Raw genomic sequence first — 24248 nt, forward strand, 5'->3', positions numbered from 1 at the left:
GCTGTTGCGGCTGTTGCGGCTGTTGCGGCTGTTGCGGCTGTTGCGGCTGTTGCGGCTGTTGCGGCTGTTGCGGCTGTTGCGGCTGTTCAGCCTGCGCTTCTGCTGCTGTCGGCGCAACCGCTTCTGTATCCGGTTCAAACAGGCTGGACATCTGACGTCCCTCGGCTTCCCTTGCAGCCAGAACGGCGCTCAGACGGGCTTCCGCCTCCGGATTCATTTCCCGGGGAATAAACTCCGGCGCCACTTTGGGACGTTCCTGGTATTTCAGGGACAGCTTCACTGCCGGATAGGGTCCGGGCAGCGTGACATAACAGGTCAGGTCGGGCAGTGACTGAATATCGGAGTAGCTGACCAGTGTGACACGCTCCATCTCCTTACCGGTCGACACCCCGTCACGAACGGGATCGGCACCATAGGAATACTGCTCACTGGCTTTCAGGATCTCTTTTTCACCAATCTCATGGGCGACATAGTCGGCAATCTTATAACTGGGTGAGCGGAAAAAGGCCCTTGTGTTCATCACATCCAGCAGGGTTGCCGCCGCTTTCTCGCCATAGATATCCTCCATCTGTGTACTGGACTGAATACCAAAGACATAGCAGCCCCCGAATTTACGGGCTTCCGGGACAATTTCTACGAGGTCGGGCAGCTTGTGCAGCGTGGGCAACTCATCACAGAAGAACCACACCCGACGGTTACGGTTCTCTCCCATCGCCAGCAGGCCCCGGATGGCAATGGACAGCCACATGGAAATAACCGGCTTCAGGGAAGAATGTGTGTCAGCGTTTGAAGAAATAAACAGCCAGCCGTTTTTTTGATCCTCCCGGACGCCACGCATCCAGTCACGGATGGTGAACGGTTCACCGTTACGCTCGATCCCCTGAAGATAGCGGACGGCTTTTACATAGTTGGTCAGCACAGCCCGGATGGAAATGGCCGTCTTCTCGATTTTTTCTTCCACCAGGTTGGCCGCCGGGGAATCACGCAGGTAGGTTCGCAGTTTTTCAATCTTGATTGAGAGCAGAGTGTCAACCAGCTTGCTGTAGCTGCGATCGCTGTCATTACGCATCAGGTATGCCGCTTCAGCAAAAATGGTCCGTCCGGAACCCTGCCAGAACGGATCTTCCTTCGTGCCCATCGGGATCAGGGTATTCGCCGCATTATCAAAATCCGGCAGGGTGAGGCATTCCCGCCATAAATCCCATGCGGCACACCGCGCGTCACAGGGGTTGAGAATTTTATCGATGGACGGGTCGTAGTAGCTTTTGACAAACTCACAGGAACGATCGTACATCACCACCATGTCGCCGCGCTGACGGGCATAGTTAGCCAGCCGACGAATTATTTCAGACTTACCGGTACTGACTGTCCCGTGGAGCAAAAAGTTCTGAATCTCTGAATCCTTAATGATTGGCAAATCGCCAATCAGGATATCGGACGCTTTTCCGTCTTTTTTCAGCATCCGGGCAACGTCTTTCGGGTTGTCGGTAAGCTGGCGTCCTCCGGTAACATCATCCTCACTCTGCTGTTTTCCCTGACGTCCCAGAATCCATGTGGCCATAAAAAATGTAATCAGGCAGATAACCAGCGCCACACAGGCGGCCAGAACAAAGGCCGACCACAGTTGCTCCCCACACCAGACCGTGTATTTGTCCTGCAGAACCTGGGCGGCGTTCATCCGGAATGTCTGGCCGTAATACCGGATCTCATAGACAGGCTGGGATTTAATTAAATCCCGCATCCCTTCAAGCGTGGTACACCACCAGTAAATACAGCCATTCACAAACGTCTGCCAGCTGAGTTTTACCCATAACACCAGGCCGACGAGTATCCAGAAGAAAATAAACAGACAGTAGAAAATAATATTGGCGATCTGGCTGAACATGCGAATACGCATGCTGGCAATCTGACCACCCTGGGTCATATCCTTCGCACTAAAGCTCATAGATGTTATTCCAAAGAAAGATTATCAGTCCGGACGGGGGATTATTTTGAACAAATGACTAACCGTTACTTTCGCTTTTGCAGAAAATAAAGAACAGCAGCACAGACTGCCACCACAGCAAACAGCCAGAAAAACGGATTGCCGTTAGTCATGTGACAAAGAAGTTCTGATAATGGCATTCCGTACCCTTATTATTCCCGCTTCGCGGCAACACTTCACGGTCGCACAAAGAATTTGCACAACCGCTCAGTGTTTTCATATTTATTTCGGAAACGCCGGAGAGAAATGAAATTTATTTCATTACTTTCCGGGCCTGGACAACGAGCAAAGCGAGGCGTCAGTCAGGAGGCCAGTCAGACCGGCCTCCTGAAGATGATTAAAGAATATTTGCAATTGATTTGGCCAGTTGTTCTTCCAGAACTGGTTTTGCCTCTTCAAACTTCAGGTTAACCTTGTTGGCATTCGATACCACACGGGTCTGGTATTTATGCTGATTACCGGTTTCGGTGCTGGTCTGGATTTTGGCACCCGAGGTTCCCTGGCGAAGTGCGGCCACGTTATCGGTTGTGACCGTCGCTTTTGTCCGTTCGGCAATCTGCACATCCGTAATCATGGTGTAGTTGACATCCTCAACCAGTGCATCGGCAGCCATACCCGCCAGCCCGGCAGCAAGCCCTACCCCCAGAGTGGCACCTGCTGAGTTAGAGTTATACGCTGTGATACCGGCCCCGAGCGCTGCCCCGGAGAGCGCACCTTCATAACCACGGTTCAGCCATCCCTGGGACTCACGCAAATCCATCTTGTCGGCTTTCAGCACGTTGGCCTGAATCCAGTAGTATGCCTTATCCGGCGAGTTCACTACGGTATAGCCTTTCGCCTGAATATCTTTTGCAATCAGGCTCTGCAGGTCACTCATATCCTTATCGGAGGTGTTTTTCACCTGCAGATACACCGTCCGTTCACTGGACGGGTCAAGCCAGATGGTCTGGCTCATCTGGGTTTTCACTTCAAGATTACGCTTTTTGATTGCTGTGCTCATCGCACCACACCCTGACAGGGCCAGAGTGGAACTGACCAGTGTAACCATCATTATTTTTTTCATTTTCATCAAGATTTCCTTTTCATTTCATCAGTTACCTTTCTTATTTTTAAATGACTCAATCAATGAAGTCAGGGCTGACAGTTGATATCGACCGAAGTCAACATTCATTATAATGGCCATTATCACCATAAGAATCATTGAGAGGGCTATAAACCATATAACCGAAAAGTAAATAGAGCTAATATATACGGCCAGCATGGCATATAACGCAGCATAACTAATCAGATATATCCACACTTTCCTCCCCCAGAAAGCATATAGTTTTGAGTTACGCCTGAATTTTCTAGGAACAGAGAGAAACAAAGCTCTTGCATTACCGATTGATGCAAAAAAAACAACACTCAAAAAACAACCAAAAACATTTACTGCAATTAAGTCAATGTCATCCGTATAAATATCATGAGAAAACAGAAAAAAAGGAACACCAGTAAAAATTAGAGCAAAAAATATAGCAGGCCATATACAACTAAAAAAAGATGGTATTTCCAATTCATTTAATATCAAATTTTTCCTTAAATCTTCAATTTCTTTTTTTATGACTTCATTTGTTATCATGAATCCCCCTTACCACCCCTATGTTTTTTCTGCATATCCTCCGCCATCCTGGTTAATTCCTCTTTAGAATAACCTCCTGGTATATGTCCTTGGCTCTCCATTTTCTCATTATACATTTTTTCATGTTTATTTTTTTCTAAATTATACTGTTTTTCCAGCTCAGAGTTCTGATTTTTAATGTCACTTGACTGATTGGTGATCTGAGTTTTATCAGCATCATGGCGCTGTTGGTTTTGGTCGATAATATTATCTACCTCACCACTGATATCACTCCTTATACCTGATGTCCGAGTATGGTGATCTATCACACCTGAATTGGTAGTATAATCGTTTACGACATCGCTACGGGTACCACCATTCGAGCTTGTAGGCATTCCCATACCAATATTCTCATTAGCGCCACTATACGCACTATCTACTCCAGGTTGAACTTGTTCCTGAACAAATGCCCAGGCCATTGCCCGACGTCTTTCCGCCACGTCAGGGGAATTTGTGTTCGTCAGTATGGATTCTGCGTCATTAGGCGCATGTTTCTGTACATAATTCACAAACTGCTGTGACAAATCTTCACTCATCTGTCCACTCATGCTTTCAGTCCGGGACGCCATTTCAGCATATTCATGACTGCGGGTGAGGTTTGTCGTGTACTGATCATAACTCTGCTTAGCATTATTAAGTGATGCTGAAAGCTGATCCACACGAGACTCTGCATTATTATCTGTATGGCTGGCTGACTGGCTGGTTTTACGACTACTAAAATAGTCCAAGCTCTCTTTGAAATCCCGAGCTGTCTGAGCGCTGGTATTATGTTGATTGTCATGAGTTTCACGCCCTGATTCACTCGTCGAGTCAGTCGAACCAGAACTACCACTCAGGCTACCCGAAAATTTTGCACCGCCACTAATACTGGCTCCCGTTGCCCATTTACCCAATTTTCCAGCCAGTTGATCCCCGGAATCCCATTTTCCTCCAACATATACTTCCCCTGAAGCTGATCCGCGACGAGTTTTATCCATAAGGTTCTGATAGGATTCATCGTTTGAAATATTGTTAGCTTTAGCATTACTGACTACAGCATTCCACATTTTGTTTATCATGGTAGAGTCTTGTGACGATTGAGTATTATCAGCACCACTGATCTTGGATGAACTGTGTCCTATATTAGCTCCGTACTGACTCAGGGTATTCCAGGCACTGGCAATACTGCTGCTATACCCGTGCAGGGCATTTTCTGCCTGCGTGCTGGCCTCCCGCGCCATCTCCTGCTGTGCCGCCGCTATTTGCCGGGTCGCGTTGATATTCACCGGCAGTCTGGACTGCGCACCGCTGGCATCCATGACCATATTGCCGTCCCGGGTCTGCGTGGCGGTTGCTCCGCTACCGGTCTGGTAAGTCATCTGGCCAAATGACGTCGTACTGTTGGTACTCCAGCTGAAGCCATTGACGTTCTCTGTCTGCATGTTGCCGTAGGAGTAATTGCCGTCCACCACGCCGGCAGCCGCACTGGCTGTCGGGCTGATCGCCGAAGAGGCAAAATGGCTGTACACCCCGGAGAATCCCGCTCCGAGTCCTTTCACCATCGCCCACGACAACGGTGGGATCATCATCGAGATATACCCTGCTGTCGTGGCCAGATCGGAGTATTTCAGCTGTATCTGTGACATTTCAGACAATACCACCGGTACACCGTTCTGCCTGGCATAAAAGGTCATGGCGCTGTTCAGAATGGCATACAGCAACGGCCAGCTCTGCAGCCACATCAGGGCAAACACATACCCTTTCAGCACTGACAGCGTCAGTTTATTAAAGACAGCGGCCAGAACCAGCAACGGGAAAATCCCGATGGCTATCCCCAGCAGAATGGTCTGTGTCATTGGCAGGGTACGCATCGCCACCTGCCCGATGCTGGCATGCGCCAGACGCTGTTTTTCCATTGAAGATGTGGTGGCCAGGTTCATCAGGCTGGCCGTATCACCACTCCGGGCGGCATAACTGGTTATTCCATCCCTTAAGGCGTTAATCGTGACGTTCTGGCGGATAATCTGGCTGGCTGACTGGCTGGAGCCGTAGAAATAGCTGTAACTGTCCCCGAGCATCGTACTGAACAGCAGGTTCGGGTCCGGACGTCCACCAAATAACTGTTGTACATAATAATGCCAGGTCCTGCCTCCTGTATTTGTATCAAGATTCAGTTTGTCTTTCAGCGTGACCGACGCATCCTTACAGGTGAGAAAATGATTATTTTTGTCAAAGACACCCCGTAATGGACTGGGATTTGAAAAAATCAGCGTATAGGGATCACCGGATTCCATCAGTTCTTCCAGGGAATATTTGTGATTGAGGTAAATATCGCCCATCACACAGTTCTGGACATAGTCCTGAAAAAGGCCGGTAATTTCCGGATTGCGTGACAGAAAGTCGGTACTTTTCGTCACCAGCCCCGCGCCGAACAGCATACCTGTCTTGCTGTAGGTGACGCTGTCAGGCTGGGCAAAAATCATCTCATAGCTGGCCACCATCGCATGCCCGATCCGGGTTGTCAGCGAAAGGGGAAGGGCCAGACCGACCGGCACATTATCCACCCGGTAAACCCTCACCAGATCGCTGTTATCAATTATCTGTACCGATGTCCGTATGGTCACCAGAAGTGATATCAGCACAAACACCGCCACCCAGCCCAGCAGATCCATCACGTTATGTCGCTGTACCCACATAACGGCCACCGCGAGAACGGACAGGGTCAGCGCAATTTTCTCAATGGAGTCCCACGTCCGGCTGCTCATGAAGGCCGCAATGGCGTTCAGGTTATTACTCAGCCATTCTCCGCCGGCAATGACATAGACCTCGTTCACTGCGCACCTCCGCCAAAATGATAGTTGTTCTGGTAACGGCTGAGCATGCGGGCTGACAGCTCCTGGCGCATGTAGCTCATCTGACGGTCGACAACCAGCAGCGCATCCTGCTGCACCTGGACCTGCGCCTGGAAGGACGCTATCTGCCGGGTCGCGTCATTCATGTTGTCGGTGATGTGTTCAATAACCGCCTCGTCATAATTCCCTGTGGCCACCATCGCCCGGGCCTGCTGGATCAGTTCCTGGATATACTGCAGCAGGATGTCGTACCCGATATAATCCGTCAGCTGATAAATCATGCTGGTTGACACGCCGAGCATCTGCGGGTCAACCAGGTATTTGAAGACCGGGATGGTGGTGCTGGAGATAAACCCTTTTTCCTTATTATCCAGGGGAGTGTCGCTGACAGCTTTGTTCTGAATACTGGTCAGCAGCTTCGTAATCTGTGATTTGAGCGCGTTGTCGCGGCTGATGGTTACCGGCGTGTCGGCCACCACCTTCAGGCATTTATCCGAATCATTGCAGTGGTATATCTTCGCCGTTCCGCCTTCCATTAATGCCCGGACAATAGCCCGGTCGGTGGTTCTGGCAGGCAGGGGCGTGATTTCGCCGTTGGGTCCAAAAACCAGTGAACCGGTCAGCGTCATCACGAACTCTTTCAGCTCTTTGTTGCCGTCAAACATCCTGTTTTTGGACAAAGCATTCCACATGATGTTGATATTTTTGGTCACCCGCTCCTTATCCCTGTCACTGGCTTTATCCCTGACGCTGTCGGATTGCCCGCCCACAGTACATCCCTGCCGGGACGCCGCCCAGTCGGCAAAGATGTTGCTCTCACCGGCAATGTCCTGGCAGACCTTCTGTTGGGAAACCTGAGTCCGGGGAAAAAGCCCCCCGACAATTCCCTGTGCCGCCTGGCAGGAGCTGAGGTTCATGCTGTTAATGTCGGAGGCCATTTTCTGCAGAAAATCCTTTGCCGTTTTGATTTCCGGTACTGTCGTCTGCAGCGCAAGGTCAAAAAAGTACCCTGCGGCGTTACTCATAATCTGCTTCACAAAACGCTGCAGCTGCTCGCCGTTAATGAAACTGAATGAGCCGAGATAGGCATCGATGCCCCCGCAACCGGCATTGATATCCGGCAGGGTCATGGAGACCAGCTGGACATTTTTTACCTGTGTTCTGGCGTATAAAGAACCGCCGGAGGCATATCCTGCCGCCTGTCCCTGCCAGACGGAGGGCTGTGTGGTATTGGCAGCAAAGCCCAGCTTATTGAAGAACTGGTTCATGTCGCTGTTCACATCGGCAGAGACGGCGGGGGCGACGGTCAGCAACGCCGCACATAATATGAAAAGCGGTTTAATTCGCGTTTTACCCTGCATGTTTTTCTCCGTACATCTGCAGAACGGTATCCACCCGGGCCATAAAACCGGCGGCGTCGGTGGCCCCCTGCAAAAGAGGTAATGCTTCAAGTGTGTTCACGTTAACCAGAAATGTTGTCGGGGTGGCGACGGGAATGTTGGGGAAGAAGGTCTGCATCACTTCCGGCGGTGCCGGCAGCGCCTCCGGAAACGCGGCATCCCCCTGACCGTCCAGGGTGTAAGGGAATACCGAAAATCCATACTGCTGCGCCACCTGCTTCAGTACCGGGTCAAACTGGTGGCACCAGGGGCAGCTTCTTTGCATGAACAACACCACTTTCCAGTTGGCGAGGTTAACCGTTTTACCATTGCTGAGACGAAACCAGCGGGGTGCCGGCGTTACCTTCTGCAAGCCCTGTTTATCTGCAGGCAGTACCTGCTCAGGCTGTACGGACTGTGTGGCCATCCCGTGCGGGTTATACAGTCGTTCAATCTCTTCCCGCGTGGAAGCATCAGCACCCGCTCCCACCAGGAGCAACATAAACAGCAGAGTTTTACTGAGAGACATGTGGTTCATCCCCGTCATCCTCTTTTTCTGCGGCCAGAATGGCAGCCTGGCGGGCTTCCAGCGCTTCCCGCTCTTCCCGGCTGACGCGGGCTATCCAGGCATCGAGTACCTGATAAGCGCCGGCCAGCACCAGAATGACGGCAATCAGCTCTGCGAGGAAAAACGCCATCCGGGGACTGCGGTAAACCAGCCGCCCGACAATGTGAAACCAGACGCCCAGGGAGAAAACCCATACTCCCGTAATATCCAGCCCGGGTAAAAAGAATCTGTGTTTACTTATCATGTTAAACTCCGGTTATGATTTACATGAAAGTATTCATGTCTGTAATATTCGTGTTCCTGTAAAATTAATCAGAAGTACAAATGGGAAAACTTTCTTTTAAAGAAAAACGGGGAATAATCAGGAATATAATAAGAAAGTCGTCACCGGGAAATGCGGCAATTATTGCTCTGATATATGCAGCATCACATTCATTACCGGTTGATAACACCCCTGACTATCCTGTAATGATTTTATTAAGTATCGCGGCAGGCATTGTTGTATTATGGTTGTTTTTAATCACCTGTATTTATTTTTGTGAACTGTTCAGAAGTCACTGGGTTGCGGCATGGTTTATTATCTGGCCTTCAGTAATTAACCTCATTATTGTGTACGGTTTTTATGAGAACTTTACAGCACCTGCCCTTTCACAAGTGTTTTTATAAAAAACCACATCACTCCGGACCATACTGGATACCTGTAAACACATTCAAATAATACGCACTCATAAATATAATCCCGATTAGAAATTCGGTTTAAAATCTTCTGAAACATTCAGGAACTGTTTTGCCAGGTCGTCCTGCGTAATAAACCCGTATGATAACGGACGGACACTGCCCTGTTTCGGGTCTACCAGCATCATGGCCGGGAAATATTTCACGCCAAGACGCTGCGCCTGCCCCTGGTCAGGACGCGTATCCGGCAGCATCGGGTTAATCACCCCGTCCACGGTCACCGGGATAACGCTCAGACCGTAAGTGGCACGGAAGCCATTAATCACCTGCGCCAGCTGGCCGTCAATGGGGTCCTGCCCCCGGTAAAAGAACATGATACCGTAGTGTTCAGCCAGCTTTGATATGGCCTGCCGTTGCTGAGCCTGGTCTGCGGCCAGCTGGTTACGTACTGTGCCGTTGTAGTGGCTGTACTGCAGGTTATAGTCCAGCTCCGGATGCGCCAGCATGGCTTTTTTGGCGCTCATGCTGAAAAGACCCGCCTGCTGCGTCCAGTAATTCTGCAGCCGGAAATATTTCACAAAATTATCCACGCCGGGATACAGAATGGCTTCATAAAGCGCCCGCTTTGTTGCGGTCTGCAGCGCAGATAATTTCTGCATAATATCCGGCTCCTGATGTGGTACAGCAGCAGGTTTTTCCGTCATTCCGGGTTCGGGTAATTTTACCGGGTCGTTATACCACTGCCATCCGGCATCTTTCCCGTATGCGGTCAGGTGGCCACAGAGTAACGCTGCCACCCATACGGTCTGTATTTTTCGCATCATGCGCCCCCTTCAACTGGATTCATTATCATGCTGCAGTAGTTTCGCCAGTGCATTCACGAAACAGAACAGCAGCGTGAACATCAGACCGTAAGCGGAAATAATGAGTACCGCCAGCATGATATCGTCCGCTGTGGTTGTGCTTACCGCATCCCACGACCAGTACACCACCGGGGATATCACAATAAGCGTCACCACCACCCGAACCAGAAAAGACATTATATTCATCTGACTGTCCTTATTTCCCGGCCTGCCTGAGTTGGTCTGCAGTTTGTTCTTTCACTTTCTCCGTCAGCGCGCCACTGTCCGGGATTTTCTGGTTATTCATCAGGTCTTCGTAGAAGTTCGTGAAGTCCAGCTGGTCGAATTTAATCTGCTGCAGTTCGTCCACGGTGATACCCCGGCAGTCAGGATGTTTTGAACTGCCGAAACTGATATGCAGCTGGCCGTTACGCCCCTGCTGCTGCACTATCTGCGCCAGTTTCGAATCAAACTGGCAGTAGCTGCGTTTCTTCTCCAGACAGACACCCAGAACCTTTTTCGAACAGAATTCCCCGACACTGACCGTCAGCTTATTCGTTTTTGCTTTGGCCAGAGCTTTTTCGTCACTACTGCATTTAGCCAGACCGATATCCTGCCCCCAGCCGCTGTCCTTACAGCAGTTGCTGTACCCGGCTGCGGCCTTCTTACAGAATTTCGCCTGGCCGGTGAATGCACGGACGTCAATGCCGTTCAGGGCCGCGACATCTTTACCTGCCGCCGCCAGCGCCGCCAGTTGTGATACCGCCTCGCCAAAATCATTGCTCTTTCCGCTCTGCGCCTTATCGCATTCCCCATCGAGACAGAACACATCACCGCCGCAAACCATGACCTTCCCGGCGGTTTTAGACTCACAGGAGTACGTGGCGTATTCATGCAGGCAGGTGCCCTCACCGGAATAAAACGCGCACTGTCGGGCGGCAAGAGTACAGGCCGGATTATCGACATACGCCTGACAGGTGCCGTTGTCCGCAGACTGGGTGACATATTTATCGCGGTATGCCCAGCAGGCTTCCGTCAGGCTCCAGGGTTTTCCTTCCATCACCCCGGTTTTCGTTCCCCCGGGTTCGGTACATTCGGTATTTTTCAGAACACCATCCACCTTATTGAACGGGCAGCTTTCCATCCACTCCACCCGCGGTATCCACTCCCGGTCCTTAACCTGCATCACCAGTGTCAGCGTGAACTTCGCCCTCCCGCTGGTCAGCTCGTTAAAAATGCGGTCATCCAGCGACCCGGTACAGCTACCGTTCCCGCTGCAGCTTGTCCCGCTCAGAATCTGGCCTTTGCTCAGCATCATTCCTGTCGCGCCACCCAATGTAATGGTACTGCCCCACGTCATGTTGAAGGTGGTATTCATAAAGCCGGCGCGGGAGTTCCACAGATAATTCTGTGTGGTCACATTCAGGCTGGCGCTGCTTATCGTACCCGCTTCCGGCACGGTCACGCTGAAAACGATCTGCTTACCGGAACGGCTGAAACTAAAGGCGGTCAGGGTGTACGTTTTTATCTCCGTTGTCTCTCTCCAGTCGCCGGTGATGTTGGCCGTCCGGGTACAGTATTCCTCCACCGTGGTGTCACGCTCACAGGTGTGGTTTGTGAACTCACTGCGGTTGATCTCCTGCGCACTGCACTGCTGACCGGTGTTGCCGACAATACTGTCTGCCCGGTTCACCACATCCCTGCCGGTCTGAATAAACGGCGCATCCGGTGACAGAATATCTTTGGGCTTGTTCATGAACGATTCTGTAATGGTTTTACCGGTTTCGCCTGTGGCCCACTGCATCGTGCCGTCATTCTTCAGACCACTGTCGCCGCCGGCGGTCACGCCACCGTAATACTTCGTTTCATCCGGATTCGCGTTATAGCCGGGAATACTTTCCTGCGGATTAAAACTCTGGATACTGCCGGTGCCCTGGCCTTTAATCTGATGGGAAAAATCTGAACCCGCACGATAATCACTGTTACTGTCAGCCTGTGCCTGGCCGGCTGCCAGAAGCAGAAACAGAGGTAACACACGTTTCATTCATTCTCCCCCTCGTATTGCTCAAACCAGAAAACAACCGGTTTATTCACCACACTAATCAGCCCAAAACGCTCTGCCGTCCGGAAGTTAACGCTGCTCCGGCGCCCCCGCTCAACCTGCAGGGACACCTGTTTTCTGAACATCTCCAGCGAATATGTCGTTTTCAGCCTGAAAATGCCCTTTTCAGCCGCCTTCATGCACTGCTCTGATTTGCGGAGTACTGCCTGAATGTGGTCGGCATGCCAGCCCTTCTCCGGCAGTTCACAGCCACAGTAAGCACAGCGACCGCCGAATTTCATACGCAGTTTTTCCCGCTGTTTTCTGGTCAGCGCCATAACATCTCCCCCCTGCTGTTTATTCCCGCAGGGAATGTCATTCTGGTTTATCTCCGGCACCATCAAGTAATCCTGCCGCCACCTGCCTGCAGTCTCCGTCAGTGGCCACTTTCTCCAGCGCCTGTTTCACCCGCAGATTGCCCCGGATAACGTCATATCCCTGGCGGCAGTACACCACCAGAGCCGGTACGCTGCGGATGCCATATGTCGTGAACAGCGTCGGGTCAATCTGCACACCGTCGGTCACGCCGTCCTTCACCAGGGACAGAACGGCATCTGCCGTGGCCTTCAGGTCGTTATCCCGCATCCCCCGCAGCGTGGCCGGAATACCGTAGCGACGGGTTTCGCCCAGCATGCGCTTCAGTCCCTCTTCCGGAATGGAAAACGAGATAAAGTACACCGCGCCCTGCTCCGGTTTATCCGCCTGAGAAGTCTGCTGCTTTCGGGCAAGGTCATCCAGGAAATGCCGGTCTGACTGTACCAGGGGGTTCGCCTGTACCTGCTGCTCTGTCCAGGCTTTCAGTTGATGGTCCGGTTTTTCACGCAACTGCCTGCTTAAATTTTCCTGCTGCTTCAGGAACTGGCGGTTTTCAGGGGTATTAGCGACTCCGCCGGCTGATACCGTCCCGCTTATGACCATAATCAGAATGGTCAGGTATTTTATTTTCCTGCGCATCGCTTTCCCCGGTACATAAATAAAAGAGAAGAAGACGCGAGGGACAGCATAAATGTTGCTTCCAGGTAAAGTTTAATGAGCGATATTTTTCCGGACGTGTCTGTTTCCATCCACGAATTAACAACATCAGAGATGATACGCTCCGGAAGAAAATAAAACGCCATCAGTGCAAACATCATCAGCGCAAACGGAAACAGCTTTACGCTGTTATTCAGTATCTGCACTGCCGTCACTGAAACACTCCATATCACGGGTGAGTAATTCTGCCCCTTATAAATAAAGCGCATAAACAGTCCCTCCTCGTATATCGTTTTATAAAAATACACAGTTGCGTTTACGCCACATCAGGTAACCGAAATTTTTCTTTGTGTTGGGCGGATTTTTTCCGGTTTCCCAGCGCATCACACTGCGTCCGAACGGGTGGCACTGCCCGCTGTCCGGGTACATATTCACCATCTGATAACGCCAGCGCTCTTTAGGGAGAATGGGCGACGGATATTCATTACAGACAGCGTTATTTTTCCCGATGGTTTCCATAATCATGCCCTGACGGTGAAGCTTGAAGGCCATCCGCTCACTGACCAGCAGGGAGGACTGCAGCGGACTGGATTCGTTACTCACCCAGCCGTTAAACGGATACATGGAGCCCTGGGAGCCTGCACACCAGAACAGGACATCCAGCGGTTTATTGAAGGCGCTGGCAATGGCATCTGCCGCGCACGCCCCCTGAGCTATAGGATTGGCAAAAATTACCGCTTCCGGATTGAGAATGGTGGTCAGGCTGCTGTCCGTCCACGTGGGGTCGATTTCGGAGAGGTACGCAATGTCCAGGTCACCGCCCTCCAGACACCCCAGCGAGGTGATGATATTCAGCCAGTACGTCAGTGGGTATTTGTACCAGTGAACATGGTAGAACGCCCCGTTCACCTGTTTATCCTCCTTCTTCGCCGTACCCTGTGCCGTTTTCCCGAAGGCCGGCAGGCTGAACCCCAGATTCACCATGCAGCCCGGAGAGCGGGTGACGTCCGTCAGCGCCATTGGCTCCCAGTAGCCAATCGCCAGTCCGGGACGCTTAAAAATGGGCGGCGGCGCCGGACAGAACTGGAGCGGCATTGAGGGATTGGCCGTATCCGGCAGCTTTCCCTGGCTCACTTTTGTACTGCCCAGCGACAGCGGAAAAAGACAGCTCCAGCAGATATCCGTGATCGGGTTTACAAAACGACTTTCACAGGCCGCATCAGCCGATACCGTGGGGACATGACCAGCCAGCAGAATCAATAAACACAGCCACAGACACCGTTTCATTTTCTGCCGTTCTCCGCCGGAATAAACTCCACTTTCAGGAAACGCCCGTCTGTTGCGGCCGTCACCCTTACCGGAACCTGGTCGATCCCGAGGCGCTGACACAGCACCCCGTTCTGGTCAAAGTAAATCCGGCTGTCCAGCGCCTTCTCCATCTCAGGGATACTGCCCTGCACCAGAATAATTTTGCTCTCCAGCGTCGGCGGCGTCTGGCGTTTCATCCACGACACCTGTTCCGGATCATCGCCGTTAATGAAATACAGCGTCTGGTTAAAGGGCACATACTGCAGCGGATTCATCACCTCCCCCTGACGGGCAAACACCCGCCCTTCGTTATCCCGGATATCGGCCGCCAGTCTGACCGACGGATCAAACAGCCGGCTGCGGTATTTCTCCGCGCGCACGATACCCGGCACCGCCGGTGGCCGCAGACTGTTGTGGATCACCCGTTCCTTAAAGGCCTCCATCCGGCGCCCCATCTCACCGGACTGCTGCAGGGCTTCCAGCCGGTGCATAATCACCGCCAGCATGTCCGGTTCCTGTACCGGCCACAGATCGCCCCAGGTACCCAGGTCTGCGGCCGCCACGCTCTGCCCCCATATCAGCAGGGCTGTCAGCCCCCGCCATTTCACGGCTCTGCCCTCATCCGCCGGGCAATATCCTGCTGGATCTCCCGGGTGATATCCGGCGCGCCCTGTACCACCGCCGGTGAAACCAGAATGACGGCATGGTGATCCCGCTGCCACGCCTGCAGGCTGGCTTCCAGGGCCGCATTAAAGCGCCCGGACAACGCTTTCGACTGCGCTTCCGTCAGTTTTTTTTGACCGGCGCTGTCAAAAAACGCATCCACGGTCTGTTTCATGTTGAATGCCACCGTCACCGGCGTGTTCAGCCGGGCTATCCCGTAACTGATGGCGGCGTTAAGTACCACCATCCCCAGGCATCCCGGTATCATCCACAGCCCGTCACGCTTACGCACTCCCGTGCCGTCAGTCTGTTTCTGCTCTGTACTCATACGCCCCCCCTGAATGTCTCATGCTCCTGCAGCCAGGCCTCCAGCGAGGCCATCTCCGGTCCTGACTTTTTCCACGCCAGTTGCCAGACCGCCTCGTGAATACTCAGCCCCTCTTTCCGCTTCTGCTGTACAAACTCAAAGTCCGGACCGTCTGAGCTGTACATGGCGCGGCTGAGCGGGTCGACAAACAGACGGTGCCAGGAGGAATGGTTTTCCACCTGCAGCAGGAACGAGCTGAACCACTGGTCTTTCGCGGCGCCGAATTTCTCAATCATCTCCCGGTGTAGCTGCGGGAACTGATCCGGATACAGCTGGTTGTATTTCGCGAATTCTTTGGCGCTCTGTTTGAGGATAATTTTGTAGGAAGAGTTACCCCATGCCGCGCGGGCGGCGCTGGACGCCTTGTCGGAGTCAAAGTCGACGATATTCTGCGTGATGGTGATATACGCGCCGGTGTGACGGCGGGCAGTACGGTAGCCCTTCTCGATGAAGTCCCCGACCTTGCGGTTTTTGAAGTCCAGCAGACGCCAGCCTTCGTCGATCACGTTCAGCTTTTTGAGGTTACGCGGCGTGCGGTACATCCGGTTTTCGATGTAGATAATCAGGCTGAACATCACCGCAACCAGCAGGGACGGGCGGTCTTCCAGGCCACCCAGCTCCAGCACCACCATCCTGGCATCATCGCGCAGGGAGGGTTCATCGGAGTTGAAGTATCTGCCGTAAGTGCCTGCTGCCGTGTACTGGTTCAGCAGGACAATCATTTCATCCAGGCGGCTGCGGATAGTGGGTGACTCCGCATACTGTTCGCTCGTGCGGGCGTTTTCCAGAAAATCCACCACGTCATCAATACGCGCCCGGTTCTTTTTTGTCAGCCAGGCTGCCCTGACCGCCTGCAGCAACAGGCCCTCATGGACTTCGTCAAGGTTGCCGTTGGGGCTGGCCATCACCGACAACTGGTCGCGGATACGTTCGGCCGACTGGTCAATATTGGTGATATTGGCGAAGGGGTTAAAACGCAGGGTCTCCCCGTCCAGGTACACCCCGCCCATATTTTCGCACAGGGACTTGTACCCGTCCCCCATGTCAAACACCACCGCAAAGCCGCCGGAATCCAGCACGCTGCGGATAAGCGGCTGTATCAGCCCGGTCTTGCCCGCCCCGGAAGTTCCGCAGACCGCCATGTTGTAGTTGGTGTTGTTCATTCCCCGGAAGAAAATATCAATAAAGGCCAGCTGGTTACGGTAGGTCGGAGCCAGCAGCCCGGCAGGCGTCAGCGGGTTATCCGCCACCAGGGGCATCAGGTTGGCCACATTGAAACTCTCCGCCCGCTGCACCACACCGGCTTCCTTCAACTGCTTAAACAGCCCCTTCCCGGCCATAAACGGCAGGCAGGCCAGGAAATTACGCATATGGTTAAAACGCGGCGAAATCAGCTCAAAACCGTTCTTGCGGAAACTGTTCAGGATATCCTGCTCCGTTTCCAGCGCCGTTTCCTTGTTGTCGCGGCAGAACGCCGTGATATTGAAAAAGTAAGACACCACCGAGGACTGGTTCGACGCCAGGCGCTGGCGCAGGTCTCCCCACTCCTTCGCTTCCTTCTCCACGGACGGGAACCATTTGGCGTAGGAGGTCTTCGACTTCTTCTCCAGGTCCATGTATTTCAGGTTGGCTTCGCTGTGGGTCTTCACCTGATCTTCCACCACCAGGGTCAGCGTCAGAATGAACGGGCAGGAGATGGACAACTCCGGGTTCAGCAGATTGCTGTAATTATCTGCTGTATTCCACAGGAAGGCGATTTCCGGGTTACGGGCCAGATGAAAATTCATGATGCGCGCGGTACTGTTTTTCCCGTGATCGCGCAGTCCCAGCGTCAGGTAATCCTGCCTGACCTTCAGGTCAAAGGAGTCGTCCACGCACTGGTAGTTCAGGTCGGAATACGGGTCCAGCCGGCGCCGGGTCGGATGGAGGGATTCCGGATTGTGATTAATCATCTCCCCGACAATATTAATAAACGCCGGCGCATCCACGGTCTGTGTGCTGATGTATGCCCCCTGCAGGGAGGCCCGGATAATCTTCACCAGGTTTTCCATCTCCAGGATATCAGCCCGGCTTTTTTTTCTGGACGGCGCGCAGTATGAGATGAACACCCGGTAATGGCGCAGGGTCAGCGGCAGGTTCATTCCTTCCGGCAACGGAAAGTGAGTCTCTGCAGCTTTCATGTAGTAGGCGCGGGTGATGGCGTTGAACCGCTCCGCCTGCTCACCGGACCAGGAGAACTCCCGCAGCCCGTACTCAATACGCTCCCCAACCAGCTGGCTGGACATCAGGTGGATACACAGGGGTATCCCGCGGGGCAGTTTGGTACGCAGCAGATGGTCAAGGGAGAGCGCAATGGTTTCGTTAGCGCCGTTGACTGGCGTGGCTTCCAGCATAAAGCCCATCGTGGCGTCATTCATGAACAGGCCGGACTCCTGGTTATAGTCCCGGTACGGCAGCAGACGGCTGAACTGCGGGAAACTCATCTCGCCGAGGATCTGATTGGCCTGTGCCGATTCATCCGGCAGCTTCAGCGCGGTCAGCAGCGAGTTGGCCGCCTGAGTGACAATATCAAACAGGTTTTTCACGTGGTCACCATGACGAATAGATAAATACAACGGCAGGAAGAACGACAAGCGAGAACGAGAAGGCCCCACCCTGCCACTGCAGAAGGCACTGGCCGTCCCATTGCCACTGATAAAACAGCCAGACGGAAGGGAGTAACAGGGCCAGAACATGCAGTATCAGCATGACCAGCAGCATCACCTGTGCGGTCTCCTGTCTGACACTGGCATCAAGAACAAACAACCGGCCAGCCGTTATTACCAGCGAAGCAGTCACCAGCAGAGCCAGAAGCCTTATCCCCTGCCATGCGTCAGCGGACAGTGGATGTTTGTTCAGTAAATACTCAGTCGTAAACGACAGGCTCCAGTACAGGAATAACTGACTGACAATGCCAGCGTTGTACCGCAGAAAAGGCATCTTCATCCTCACTTTTCTTCCTCCACAAATTTCCGGATGGCATCCTGTTCACGCTGACGGGTTGCAGGCGCCTCCACTTCATTACTGCTCTCCCACCAGAGACGCAGGATGTCGTTTTCATCCCGTACGGTCAGCGTTTTCCCGGACAGCAGGCGGCGGAGCAGTTCCCGGCGAACGTCTGCGGTGTCTTCCACCCGGCGCATCAGCCACAGCAGTGTCTGGCGACTGAGCACGATATACCTGTCCAGGCAGAAGAACATGAAAACCAGATACATCAGACAAACACATATCACGACACACAGCGTGTATTTAAGGAGCAGGGAGGTACTGAATAACGCAGTGATCACACTCAGCACACCGGTAACGAATGAAAGAACACCCAGTCTGTTAAACAGACTGAACTGTCGCCGGTATATCCGGTCATGCTTATCAATAATGGATTCAATTTTTTCTGCGTCTGATTTATGCATAATGTCTGCCCTGTTTTTCCAGAAAAGACTGGCATTCGACACACAACGTCACGCCAGGAAATATTTTTCGCCGCGCTTCCGGAATGGGATTACCGCATGCCTCACACCGGTAAACCGGAATACCTTTACGGTTTACTTTCTGCCGTATCCGGTTAATTCCCGTCACGGTCAGTTGTTCTGTCACTGAATATGCCTCATCGGCTTCATCGCTCATGGAATATGTCTCCCGACACGTTCTGACACGCTACCGCCCGTCCCTTTTCACGCACAGGGCACTCGTTTTACAGGCAGGTTTTGAATACAGAAAGCCGGCCGGCATTGCCGGCTGATATCCGACTGACGCATCAGTTAATTAATCCGTGGCTTTCCCCACGCAGACGGTTTAATGACAAAAAATACGCCGGACGGCTGATGGTAAATATCCTGGCTGTCAATATAAGGAGCTATCCATAACGCCGCCGTCTGCTCCCCGGTTCTCAGTGGACGGGGCGGTACCACAGGAGAGACCGTACTGACAGGCACCACCGGTTTCACCTTCCGGGCAGCCGTAAACAACGGGCGTGGAGCCGGCAGCGTCTGAGCCGGGGGGCGCATCACGGGTTTAGCGACCACAGGCAAAACAGGACTTTCCGCCCGTGCTGAAACCGTGCGGAAGTTACCGTCAGCCAGGCGCGGCAGTGATGCCGCAACCGGCTTTACCGCCTCCGTCTGCTCCAGTCTTTTCGCTTTTTCATTGGCCTGCTCCATCGTCATACAGGTGTCTGACGTGGTGGCGGTACATTCAAAGTCGGAGTTCGTTCCGGCGCATCCGGACAGCAGAAGCACGCCGCAGAAAGGGATCAGGTATGAAACCCGGTTCATGATTTTGCCCCTTTCTTATTCTCACGCAGCAGCTTTTTGATTAATTCAGACAGAACAAATGTTTTCCCTGCGCCAGGCATTCCGGTAACTGAAAAATTATATTCCTGTCGTGAGAAGTTATATTCACGGTGACCGGAGAGTATTATTTTTGTAGTGCAGTTACTGATAACAGATTTCACAAAATCATCCTGCACGGGTTCATCAGGAACTGAAATAACATTACGTATGTTCATTTTTATCACCCTCTTTTTCAGCCTCTTTATTTCCGGAATAAATAACCTGCCCGTTTGTATTTTCTTTTAAAGTCCGGATTTCGTTTTCTTTATCAATATGCTTCAGGTTGTTTGTCGCCGTGTCATACGCATATGTCCGTGGATTGTGACGGTACGGCCGGTTTCCGGTCATGACAGCCACCGCGGTATACAACAGCGCCAGCATCCCCCATAACAGCCATCCCGTTTGTGACAGGGACTGGTCTATATTTGCCGCGTATTCTTCCGCGCTGATTATTTTCAGCGGACAGTTTTCCGTCAGATTTGGCGGTACAGGCGATGACTCCGTGAAAAACGGTTCGGGGCAGTCCCGGACCGGAAACATCCCGGACGGGGCCATTGCCCTCACCCGTTCGATTTCCTGCGCCATCTGTTGTCCCGGCGTGGTATCACCCGTCCGGAAGAGCAGAATGACAACGATGGCTGTAGTGGCCAGCGGCCAGATAACGGCATATTTCACGCCCCATATCAGCCAGCGCAGAAGACCGGCAAGACGATATAAAACGGCACGTCCTTTCAGGCTGTTCAGCCGGTTATTTCCCATTTGTATGCTCTCCCTGGCTGCCGGACATAAACTGCTGTGGATTCAGATCACCCAGTTGTTTCAGCATCTGGTCGGTGTTAAAGCCGTTCATATGGCTGTCGACTGGAGGTACGGGCACCGGGCCTTCCGCATTCTCATCCTCCTTCCGTTGGCGGACCTGCTCCAGAGCCATTTCGTCCACAGTTTTCAGCTGAAAACCGTCCTGAAACACTACGGTCACTTCATTACCGGCGCCAATCGGGATCACCGGGTGATACTGCTCGGCACGTTTGATGTAATAATCACTGAGTGTCTGTGCCGCTTTCGATGCACCACCACCAATCCCCATTCTGAACACATCGCCCGCGCCATAAGCCGCCGTTGCCCCCAGCCCCACCGCCGGCTGGGATGCCCGCTCCATCCCCTGGCCGATACCGTCCACAAAACCGGCACCCCACGCCCAGCCGAGAATTTTGCCGTTACGCATCACCACTTCACCTTTGATGCCGTTCTTTCCACGGAAGCTGACATGTCCTTTAACCGGCATGTCGATGGTTTTGCCGTCCTTAATGCAGCTGATATTACGGGTACGTACTATCGCGCGTTCACTGGACACATCCCCCCAGGCTTCCAGGCCCACAAAGCAGCCTGTCATGTCATATGTTTTACTGTTTGGCATCTCCACCGGGCCGGTAATGCGCAGCTGCATGGGGACCGTCGATTCATTACCGGTGACGGAGGCATTAGCGTCCGCCCCTTCGATCAGCATGGTTTTTGCAAAACTCCCGGACGGGATATACGGCAGCGAGGGACCTTTTTTCACGGCGGCGTCATAGCTGAACGTTTTACGCTCTATACGGTTCGGCACCGGCACGGACTGGTATGTCACCTGTGGCGGAGGCGTGACGCCATTCCCCGGATAAAAAGCGGTTGGCGGAGGAACGGTCCCCTGTGGCGGGAAGGTCACCGGCGTATTACCCGGCTGTGGTTCACCTTCCGGACCGGGAGGTGAACCAGGCGTATGCGGCACGGGCTCTCCTGTGGTCGTCACCGGGTTCGCTCCCAGGGCCTTCACCTGTTCGGCCAGCGCGGCGTTGTCCTGCCCCAGCTTCTCAATACGACGCTGGTCGTCACCGCGCTGCTTATTCAGAACATCCAGCTCATGGCGGATTTCGTCGTACTGTTTCTGCATCTGCGCCGCCGTCACCTGCATTTCCGTGGTGGCATGCTGACGAACTTTGTCATCAAAGGTCGTGTCCACCACCCCGGTCATATCCGGTACCGGCTCCTGCTCTGCAGCCGTCCCGTTGCCACTCATGTCGACGTCAGACAGGTAAAGGCCTCCGCCAATGGCAGCGGCAGCACCCACCGCAACAATCCCCAGCCAGATGTACTGTTTACGCTTTACAACCGTATTGATGCTCGCCATCAACTGCCCTCCCCGTCACGGATGACGTACACGTCCATTCGTGCGCCGGCCAGTATCTGACTGACGGGCTGGCTGAACATCACGGCGCGGGTTCCGGGCTGCCAGAAATCACTTTCCCTGATGTTCAGGGCAGACAGCGTTTTATTTTCCACAGCAAACCGTACCAGTTTCAGATGATTGCCGGTCCACACGGCGTCAGCCCGGGCAGACAGACCGGCCGGGGCCTGTAGCGCTTCTTTCGTGACGGGGATCTGATACCAGCCGGCAGGCAGCGTACCTCCACGTACAGCCTGGCTGACGGCAACCAGCAGGGATTCATAGGGCGTGGCCGTTTCCCATGCGCCAGCCTCCTCCCCGGTTCCGCGCAGGTCGCTGACCAGTTGTACGGTGCGCCCGGCACCGACCCGGGGGACGGCCCGGACGGAGAAGTTCAGGCCGCGTTCTGTCTCCAGAATGAAGGTGAACGGTTTTTTACTGACCGTGGCCACCACCACGCCGCCTGTGCCTGTCTGCTCACTGTTCGTCAGCATGCCGTCCAGACCGCTGACCGCAGTGATACGGTCACCCGGCACAGTAAACAGGTTCGGGTCGGTGTTGCTGACAGCAATGTTCGCCTGACCGCCGTTAGCCAGGGACACCACCACCGGGGCCAGCGTACCGGAGCCCGATGCCATCACCAGACCGGAAAATAACCATCCGGCCGCCAGTAAAAATGGCTTATACGGCTTATTTTTTCGCATCGTCTGTTTCCCCGAAATTATCCAGCCAGGTCACGCCGTTTTCCCGTTTCAGAATAAGAATGTAATGTTTGATGTCGGTAAACGGTTTTGAATCTCCAATCCAGGTTTTCAGCACACCGCGAATTTCCACGCGGCCATACTGTGGCCAGACCCTGACACTGGTCTGGAAAAAAGCGGAGTTAACGTTGTCGGCCTTAATTCGTCTCGCTTCTTCTGCCAGAATGACTTTCATTTCATTCTGTGCGCCCGGACGAATATATTGCAGAAGTGCCTGGTGTGACGCGTCGACGGTTTCTGACGACACATTCAGACGCAGGGCAATAAACGACAGCGCCATCTGCTGTAAATAAGAGGCATCGGCACTGTTCTGTGACACCGCAAAGGGCGCGTTAAATCCCATAGGAGTGACCGCCGTGCGTTGCTCATTCTGCAGCCGGTAGTTATTAATACCCTGAATGACATTCACGGCCAGACTGAGCACAATCAGCAGGGCCATAAAAATAAAACTTATCGCCAGTACGCGGCTGGTACTTAAACGGGCGCCGTGTTCCATATACTCATCCCGGAATAATGATTACTTAATCCACTGCCGGAAACACGAATCGGGAACGTTATGAAAAATACCGCGAAGAAGGGCTGTCGGCATATACCAGTAAATCAGGTCACGCAGCCAGGAGCTTCCCCGCCCTTTTTTCAGTTTTCTTATCCCGAAATAAACCAGAACCGCGGCGCTGATGCCGAAAATTTGTTTTGATGTCATTAATCCCCAGCCAATACAGACAGCAGCAGGAATTAATTCATCCACCGGCAGGCCGAACCAGCGGCTCTGGTTGGTCAGTGTTTCCGGGAAACGATATTTCCTGAGTTTATTCTCGTCTCCCGACATGGTCTTATTTCCTGTCAGAGGCCGACAACAGCCATACCCACGGCAATAAAGACCGAGATGATGGCAAACCCCGCCAGAAACTTGATGTTTTTGGTCGTCATGTACATCACGGCACCGACCAGCACTTCCGCCAGGATAACCCACTTGACGGCGCTGGAATCCTTACCGAATGTTGCTTTTACCGTACCGTTACCGGTTGCCATCAGATCCTGCGAGCCGCCGGAAGCCATTGCCAGTTGCGGGAAAAAGAACATCAGCACTGCCGCCGGGATCACTGCGCGGGCAAGTTTCAGCAGGTTCAGACGTGTGAACGTAGAAAAAAACGATTTCTTTTTAACGGGCGCAGAAGCACCCTGAACACTTACAACAGCGCTCATTAAGTATCTCCTTTAAAAATAAGAATCAGATCACAATTTAAACTGATGAATTATCCTTATCCGTCACCCCCTTGCAGTATTCAGAATTATAAAAATCTGGATATCTTAAAAGATGATCTCTCAACCGCATAACCATCTCTATAGTCTTACTTCTTCCACTCCTGTTTTTTGCATTAATAAGAAGCCTGTTCGTTTCATCATCCAGCCTTGCATAGACAACATTTCCGGCAGCACTCCTTGAATTTTTCTGTCTCACGCCCCCTCCTTCTGAAATTACATATTAAAATATATTCAAACAAATAATTAAAAATCAACCCCAGACCGAAAATAATTATATAATGACAAAATGTCATCGTGATTTTCA

At 52.7% G+C, this 24248-nt stretch carries 28 protein-coding genes and 2 pseudogenes; 1 reads left to right on the forward strand and 29 read right to left on the reverse strand.

Annotated elements, in window-relative coordinates; genetic code table 11:
• The 7 genes and pseudogenes from traD to traQ all read right to left on the reverse strand — a co-directional run.
• Window positions 1-1945: pseudogene (gene traD / locus ACLJRH_RS24385) on the reverse strand (type IV conjugative transfer system coupling protein TraD); the annotation flags it as partial.
• Between the two features lie 376 nt (window positions 1946-2321).
• Window positions 2322-3053: a complement resistance protein TraT gene (traT, locus tag ACLJRH_RS24390; RefSeq protein ID WP_410958182.1), complete on the reverse strand. Its 732-nt coding sequence runs from the start codon at window positions 3051-3053 to the stop codon at window positions 2322-2324.
• A gap of 21 nt (window positions 3054-3074) precedes the next feature.
• A complete protein-coding gene (locus ACLJRH_RS24395; protein WP_410958183.1) occupies window positions 3075-3602 on the reverse strand; it encodes a hypothetical protein in 528 nt (175 codons plus the stop codon).
• On the reverse strand, window positions 3599-6454 hold the full coding sequence (gene traG, locus ACLJRH_RS24400) for a conjugal transfer mating-pair stabilization protein TraG (protein ID WP_410958184.1): 2856 nt from the start codon (window positions 6452-6454) through the stop codon (window positions 3599-3601). The genes ACLJRH_RS24395 and traG overlap by 4 nt, the downstream gene beginning before the upstream one ends.
• Window positions 6451-7833 (reverse strand): conjugal transfer pilus assembly protein TraH, encoded by a 1383-nt coding sequence (gene traH / locus ACLJRH_RS24405; RefSeq protein ID WP_410958185.1) that lies wholly within the window; start codon window positions 7831-7833, stop codon window positions 6451-6453. The genes traG and traH overlap by 4 nt, the downstream gene beginning before the upstream one ends.
• Window positions 7823-8380 (reverse strand): type-F conjugative transfer system pilin assembly thiol-disulfide isomerase TrbB, encoded by a 558-nt coding sequence (trbB, locus tag ACLJRH_RS24410; RefSeq protein ID WP_410958186.1) that lies wholly within the window; start codon window positions 8378-8380, stop codon window positions 7823-7825. Before trbB ends, traH begins: the two co-directional genes overlap by 11 nt.
• Window positions 8367-8663: a type-F conjugative transfer system pilin chaperone TraQ gene (gene traQ / locus ACLJRH_RS24415; protein WP_410958187.1), complete on the reverse strand. Its 297-nt coding sequence runs from the start codon at window positions 8661-8663 to the stop codon at window positions 8367-8369. Before traQ ends, trbB begins: the two co-directional genes overlap by 14 nt.
• 80 nt (window positions 8664-8743) lie before the next feature.
• Between traQ and ACLJRH_RS24420 the strand changes: the two genes are divergently transcribed.
• The gene (locus ACLJRH_RS24420) at window positions 8744-9085 is read left to right on the forward strand and encodes a toxin ArtA (RefSeq protein ID WP_410958188.1); all 342 of its coding nucleotides are present in this window, start codon (window positions 8744-8746) and stop codon (window positions 9083-9085) included.
• Window positions 9086-9162: 77 nt separating this feature from the next.
• Here the strand turns inward: ACLJRH_RS24420 and traF are convergent, their stop codons facing one another.
• The 22 genes and pseudogenes from traF to ACLJRH_RS24530 form a co-directional block, all read right to left on the reverse strand.
• Window positions 9163-9915, reverse strand: coding sequence for a type-F conjugative transfer system pilin assembly protein TraF (gene traF / locus ACLJRH_RS24425; protein ID WP_410958226.1), 753 nt, complete (start codon window positions 9913-9915; stop codon window positions 9163-9165).
• 12 nt (window positions 9916-9927) lie between these two features.
• Window positions 9928-10143 (reverse strand): conjugal transfer protein TrbE, encoded by a 216-nt coding sequence (gene trbE / locus ACLJRH_RS24430; protein ID WP_410958189.1) that lies wholly within the window; start codon window positions 10141-10143, stop codon window positions 9928-9930.
• A gap of 10 nt (window positions 10144-10153) precedes the next feature.
• Entirely contained in the window at window positions 10154-11980 is a 1827-nt protein-coding gene (traN, locus tag ACLJRH_RS24435; protein ID WP_410958190.1) for a type-F conjugative transfer system mating-pair stabilization protein TraN, read from the reverse strand.
• The gene (locus ACLJRH_RS24440; RefSeq protein WP_410958227.1) at window positions 11977-12315 is read right to left on the reverse strand and encodes an HNH endonuclease; all 339 of its coding nucleotides are present in this window, start codon (window positions 12313-12315) and stop codon (window positions 11977-11979) included. The genes traN and ACLJRH_RS24440 overlap by 4 nt, the downstream gene beginning before the upstream one ends.
• A 37-nt stretch (window positions 12316-12352) precedes the next feature.
• Complete coding sequence (gene trbC, locus ACLJRH_RS24445; RefSeq protein ID WP_410958191.1) at window positions 12353-12991, reverse strand: type-F conjugative transfer system pilin assembly protein TrbC; 639 nt, start codon at window positions 12989-12991, stop codon at window positions 12353-12355.
• Complete coding sequence (locus ACLJRH_RS24450) at window positions 12976-13284, reverse strand: hypothetical protein (protein WP_410958228.1); 309 nt, start codon at window positions 13282-13284, stop codon at window positions 12976-12978. The genes trbC and ACLJRH_RS24450 overlap by 16 nt, the downstream gene beginning before the upstream one ends.
• A gap of 19 nt (window positions 13285-13303) precedes the next feature.
• Window positions 13304-14296, reverse strand: a complete 993-nt coding sequence (traU, locus tag ACLJRH_RS24455; RefSeq protein ID WP_410958192.1) for a conjugal transfer pilus assembly protein TraU — start codon at window positions 14294-14296, stop codon at window positions 13304-13306.
• Window positions 14293-14925: a type-F conjugative transfer system protein TraW gene (traW, locus tag ACLJRH_RS24460; RefSeq protein WP_410958193.1), complete on the reverse strand. Its 633-nt coding sequence runs from the start codon at window positions 14923-14925 to the stop codon at window positions 14293-14295. Before traW ends, traU begins: the two co-directional genes overlap by 4 nt.
• Window positions 14922-15308, reverse strand: a complete 387-nt coding sequence (gene trbI / locus ACLJRH_RS24465) for a type-F conjugative transfer system protein TrbI (protein WP_410958194.1) — start codon at window positions 15306-15308, stop codon at window positions 14922-14924. Before trbI ends, traW begins: the two co-directional genes overlap by 4 nt.
• Window positions 15283-17932 (reverse strand): annotated as a pseudogene (gene traC / locus ACLJRH_RS24470) (type IV secretion system protein TraC). The gene trbI and the pseudogene traC overlap by 26 nt, the downstream one beginning before the upstream one ends.
• A 4-nt stretch (window positions 17933-17936) precedes the next feature.
• Window positions 17937-18332, reverse strand: coding sequence for a hypothetical protein (locus ACLJRH_RS24475; protein WP_410958195.1), 396 nt, complete (start codon window positions 18330-18332; stop codon window positions 17937-17939).
• Window positions 18333-18334: 2 nt separating this feature from the next.
• Complete coding sequence (locus tag ACLJRH_RS24480; RefSeq protein ID WP_410958196.1) at window positions 18335-18796, reverse strand: hypothetical protein; 462 nt, start codon at window positions 18794-18796, stop codon at window positions 18335-18337.
• The gene (gene traR / locus ACLJRH_RS24485; RefSeq protein ID WP_001278699.1) at window positions 18789-19010 is read right to left on the reverse strand and encodes a conjugal transfer protein TraR; all 222 of its coding nucleotides are present in this window, start codon (window positions 19008-19010) and stop codon (window positions 18789-18791) included. The genes ACLJRH_RS24480 and traR overlap by 8 nt, the downstream gene beginning before the upstream one ends.
• Before the next feature lie 134 nt (window positions 19011-19144).
• Complete coding sequence (gene traV, locus ACLJRH_RS24490; RefSeq protein ID WP_410958197.1) at window positions 19145-19657, reverse strand: type IV conjugative transfer system lipoprotein TraV; 513 nt, start codon at window positions 19655-19657, stop codon at window positions 19145-19147.
• Window positions 19654-19899 carry a DUF2689 domain-containing protein gene (locus ACLJRH_RS24495; protein WP_410958198.1) on the reverse strand — a complete coding sequence of 82 codons (246 nt, stop codon included), beginning with the start codon at window positions 19897-19899 and terminating at the stop codon, window positions 19654-19656. The genes traV and ACLJRH_RS24495 overlap by 4 nt, the downstream gene beginning before the upstream one ends.
• Window positions 19877-20473, reverse strand: a complete 597-nt coding sequence (gene traP / locus ACLJRH_RS24500; protein WP_410958199.1) for a conjugal transfer pilus-stabilizing protein TraP — start codon at window positions 20471-20473, stop codon at window positions 19877-19879. Before traP ends, ACLJRH_RS24495 begins: the two co-directional genes overlap by 23 nt.
• Window positions 20463-21881 carry an F-type conjugal transfer pilus assembly protein TraB gene (gene traB, locus ACLJRH_RS24505; protein WP_410958200.1) on the reverse strand — a complete coding sequence of 473 codons (1419 nt, stop codon included), beginning with the start codon at window positions 21879-21881 and terminating at the stop codon, window positions 20463-20465. The genes traP and traB overlap by 11 nt, the downstream gene beginning before the upstream one ends.
• On the reverse strand, window positions 21881-22621 hold the full coding sequence (gene traK, locus ACLJRH_RS24510; RefSeq protein ID WP_410958201.1) for a type-F conjugative transfer system secretin TraK: 741 nt from the start codon (window positions 22619-22621) through the stop codon (window positions 21881-21883). The genes traB and traK overlap by 1 nt, the downstream gene beginning before the upstream one ends.
• The gene (gene traE / locus ACLJRH_RS24515) at window positions 22608-23174 is read right to left on the reverse strand and encodes a type IV conjugative transfer system protein TraE (protein WP_000399760.1); all 567 of its coding nucleotides are present in this window, start codon (window positions 23172-23174) and stop codon (window positions 22608-22610) included. Before traE ends, traK begins: the two co-directional genes overlap by 14 nt.
• A gap of 21 nt (window positions 23175-23195) precedes the next feature.
• Window positions 23196-23507 (reverse strand): type IV conjugative transfer system protein TraL, encoded by a 312-nt coding sequence (traL, locus tag ACLJRH_RS24520; RefSeq protein WP_410958202.1) that lies wholly within the window; start codon window positions 23505-23507, stop codon window positions 23196-23198.
• Between the two features lie 14 nt (window positions 23508-23521).
• Window positions 23522-23884, reverse strand: coding sequence for a type IV conjugative transfer system pilin TraA (traA, locus tag ACLJRH_RS24525; RefSeq protein ID WP_410958203.1), 363 nt, complete (start codon window positions 23882-23884; stop codon window positions 23522-23524).
• A 37-nt stretch (window positions 23885-23921) separates the two neighbouring features.
• Window positions 23922-24140: a TraY domain-containing protein gene (locus tag ACLJRH_RS24530; RefSeq protein WP_073998956.1), complete on the reverse strand. Its 219-nt coding sequence runs from the start codon at window positions 24138-24140 to the stop codon at window positions 23922-23924.
• Between the last annotated feature and the right edge of the window lie 108 nt (window positions 24141-24248).

Source organism: Salmonella sp. SAL04162 (assembly GCF_046551535.1).
Classification (GTDB): domain Bacteria; phylum Pseudomonadota; class Gammaproteobacteria; order Enterobacterales; family Enterobacteriaceae; genus Salmonella; species Salmonella enterica.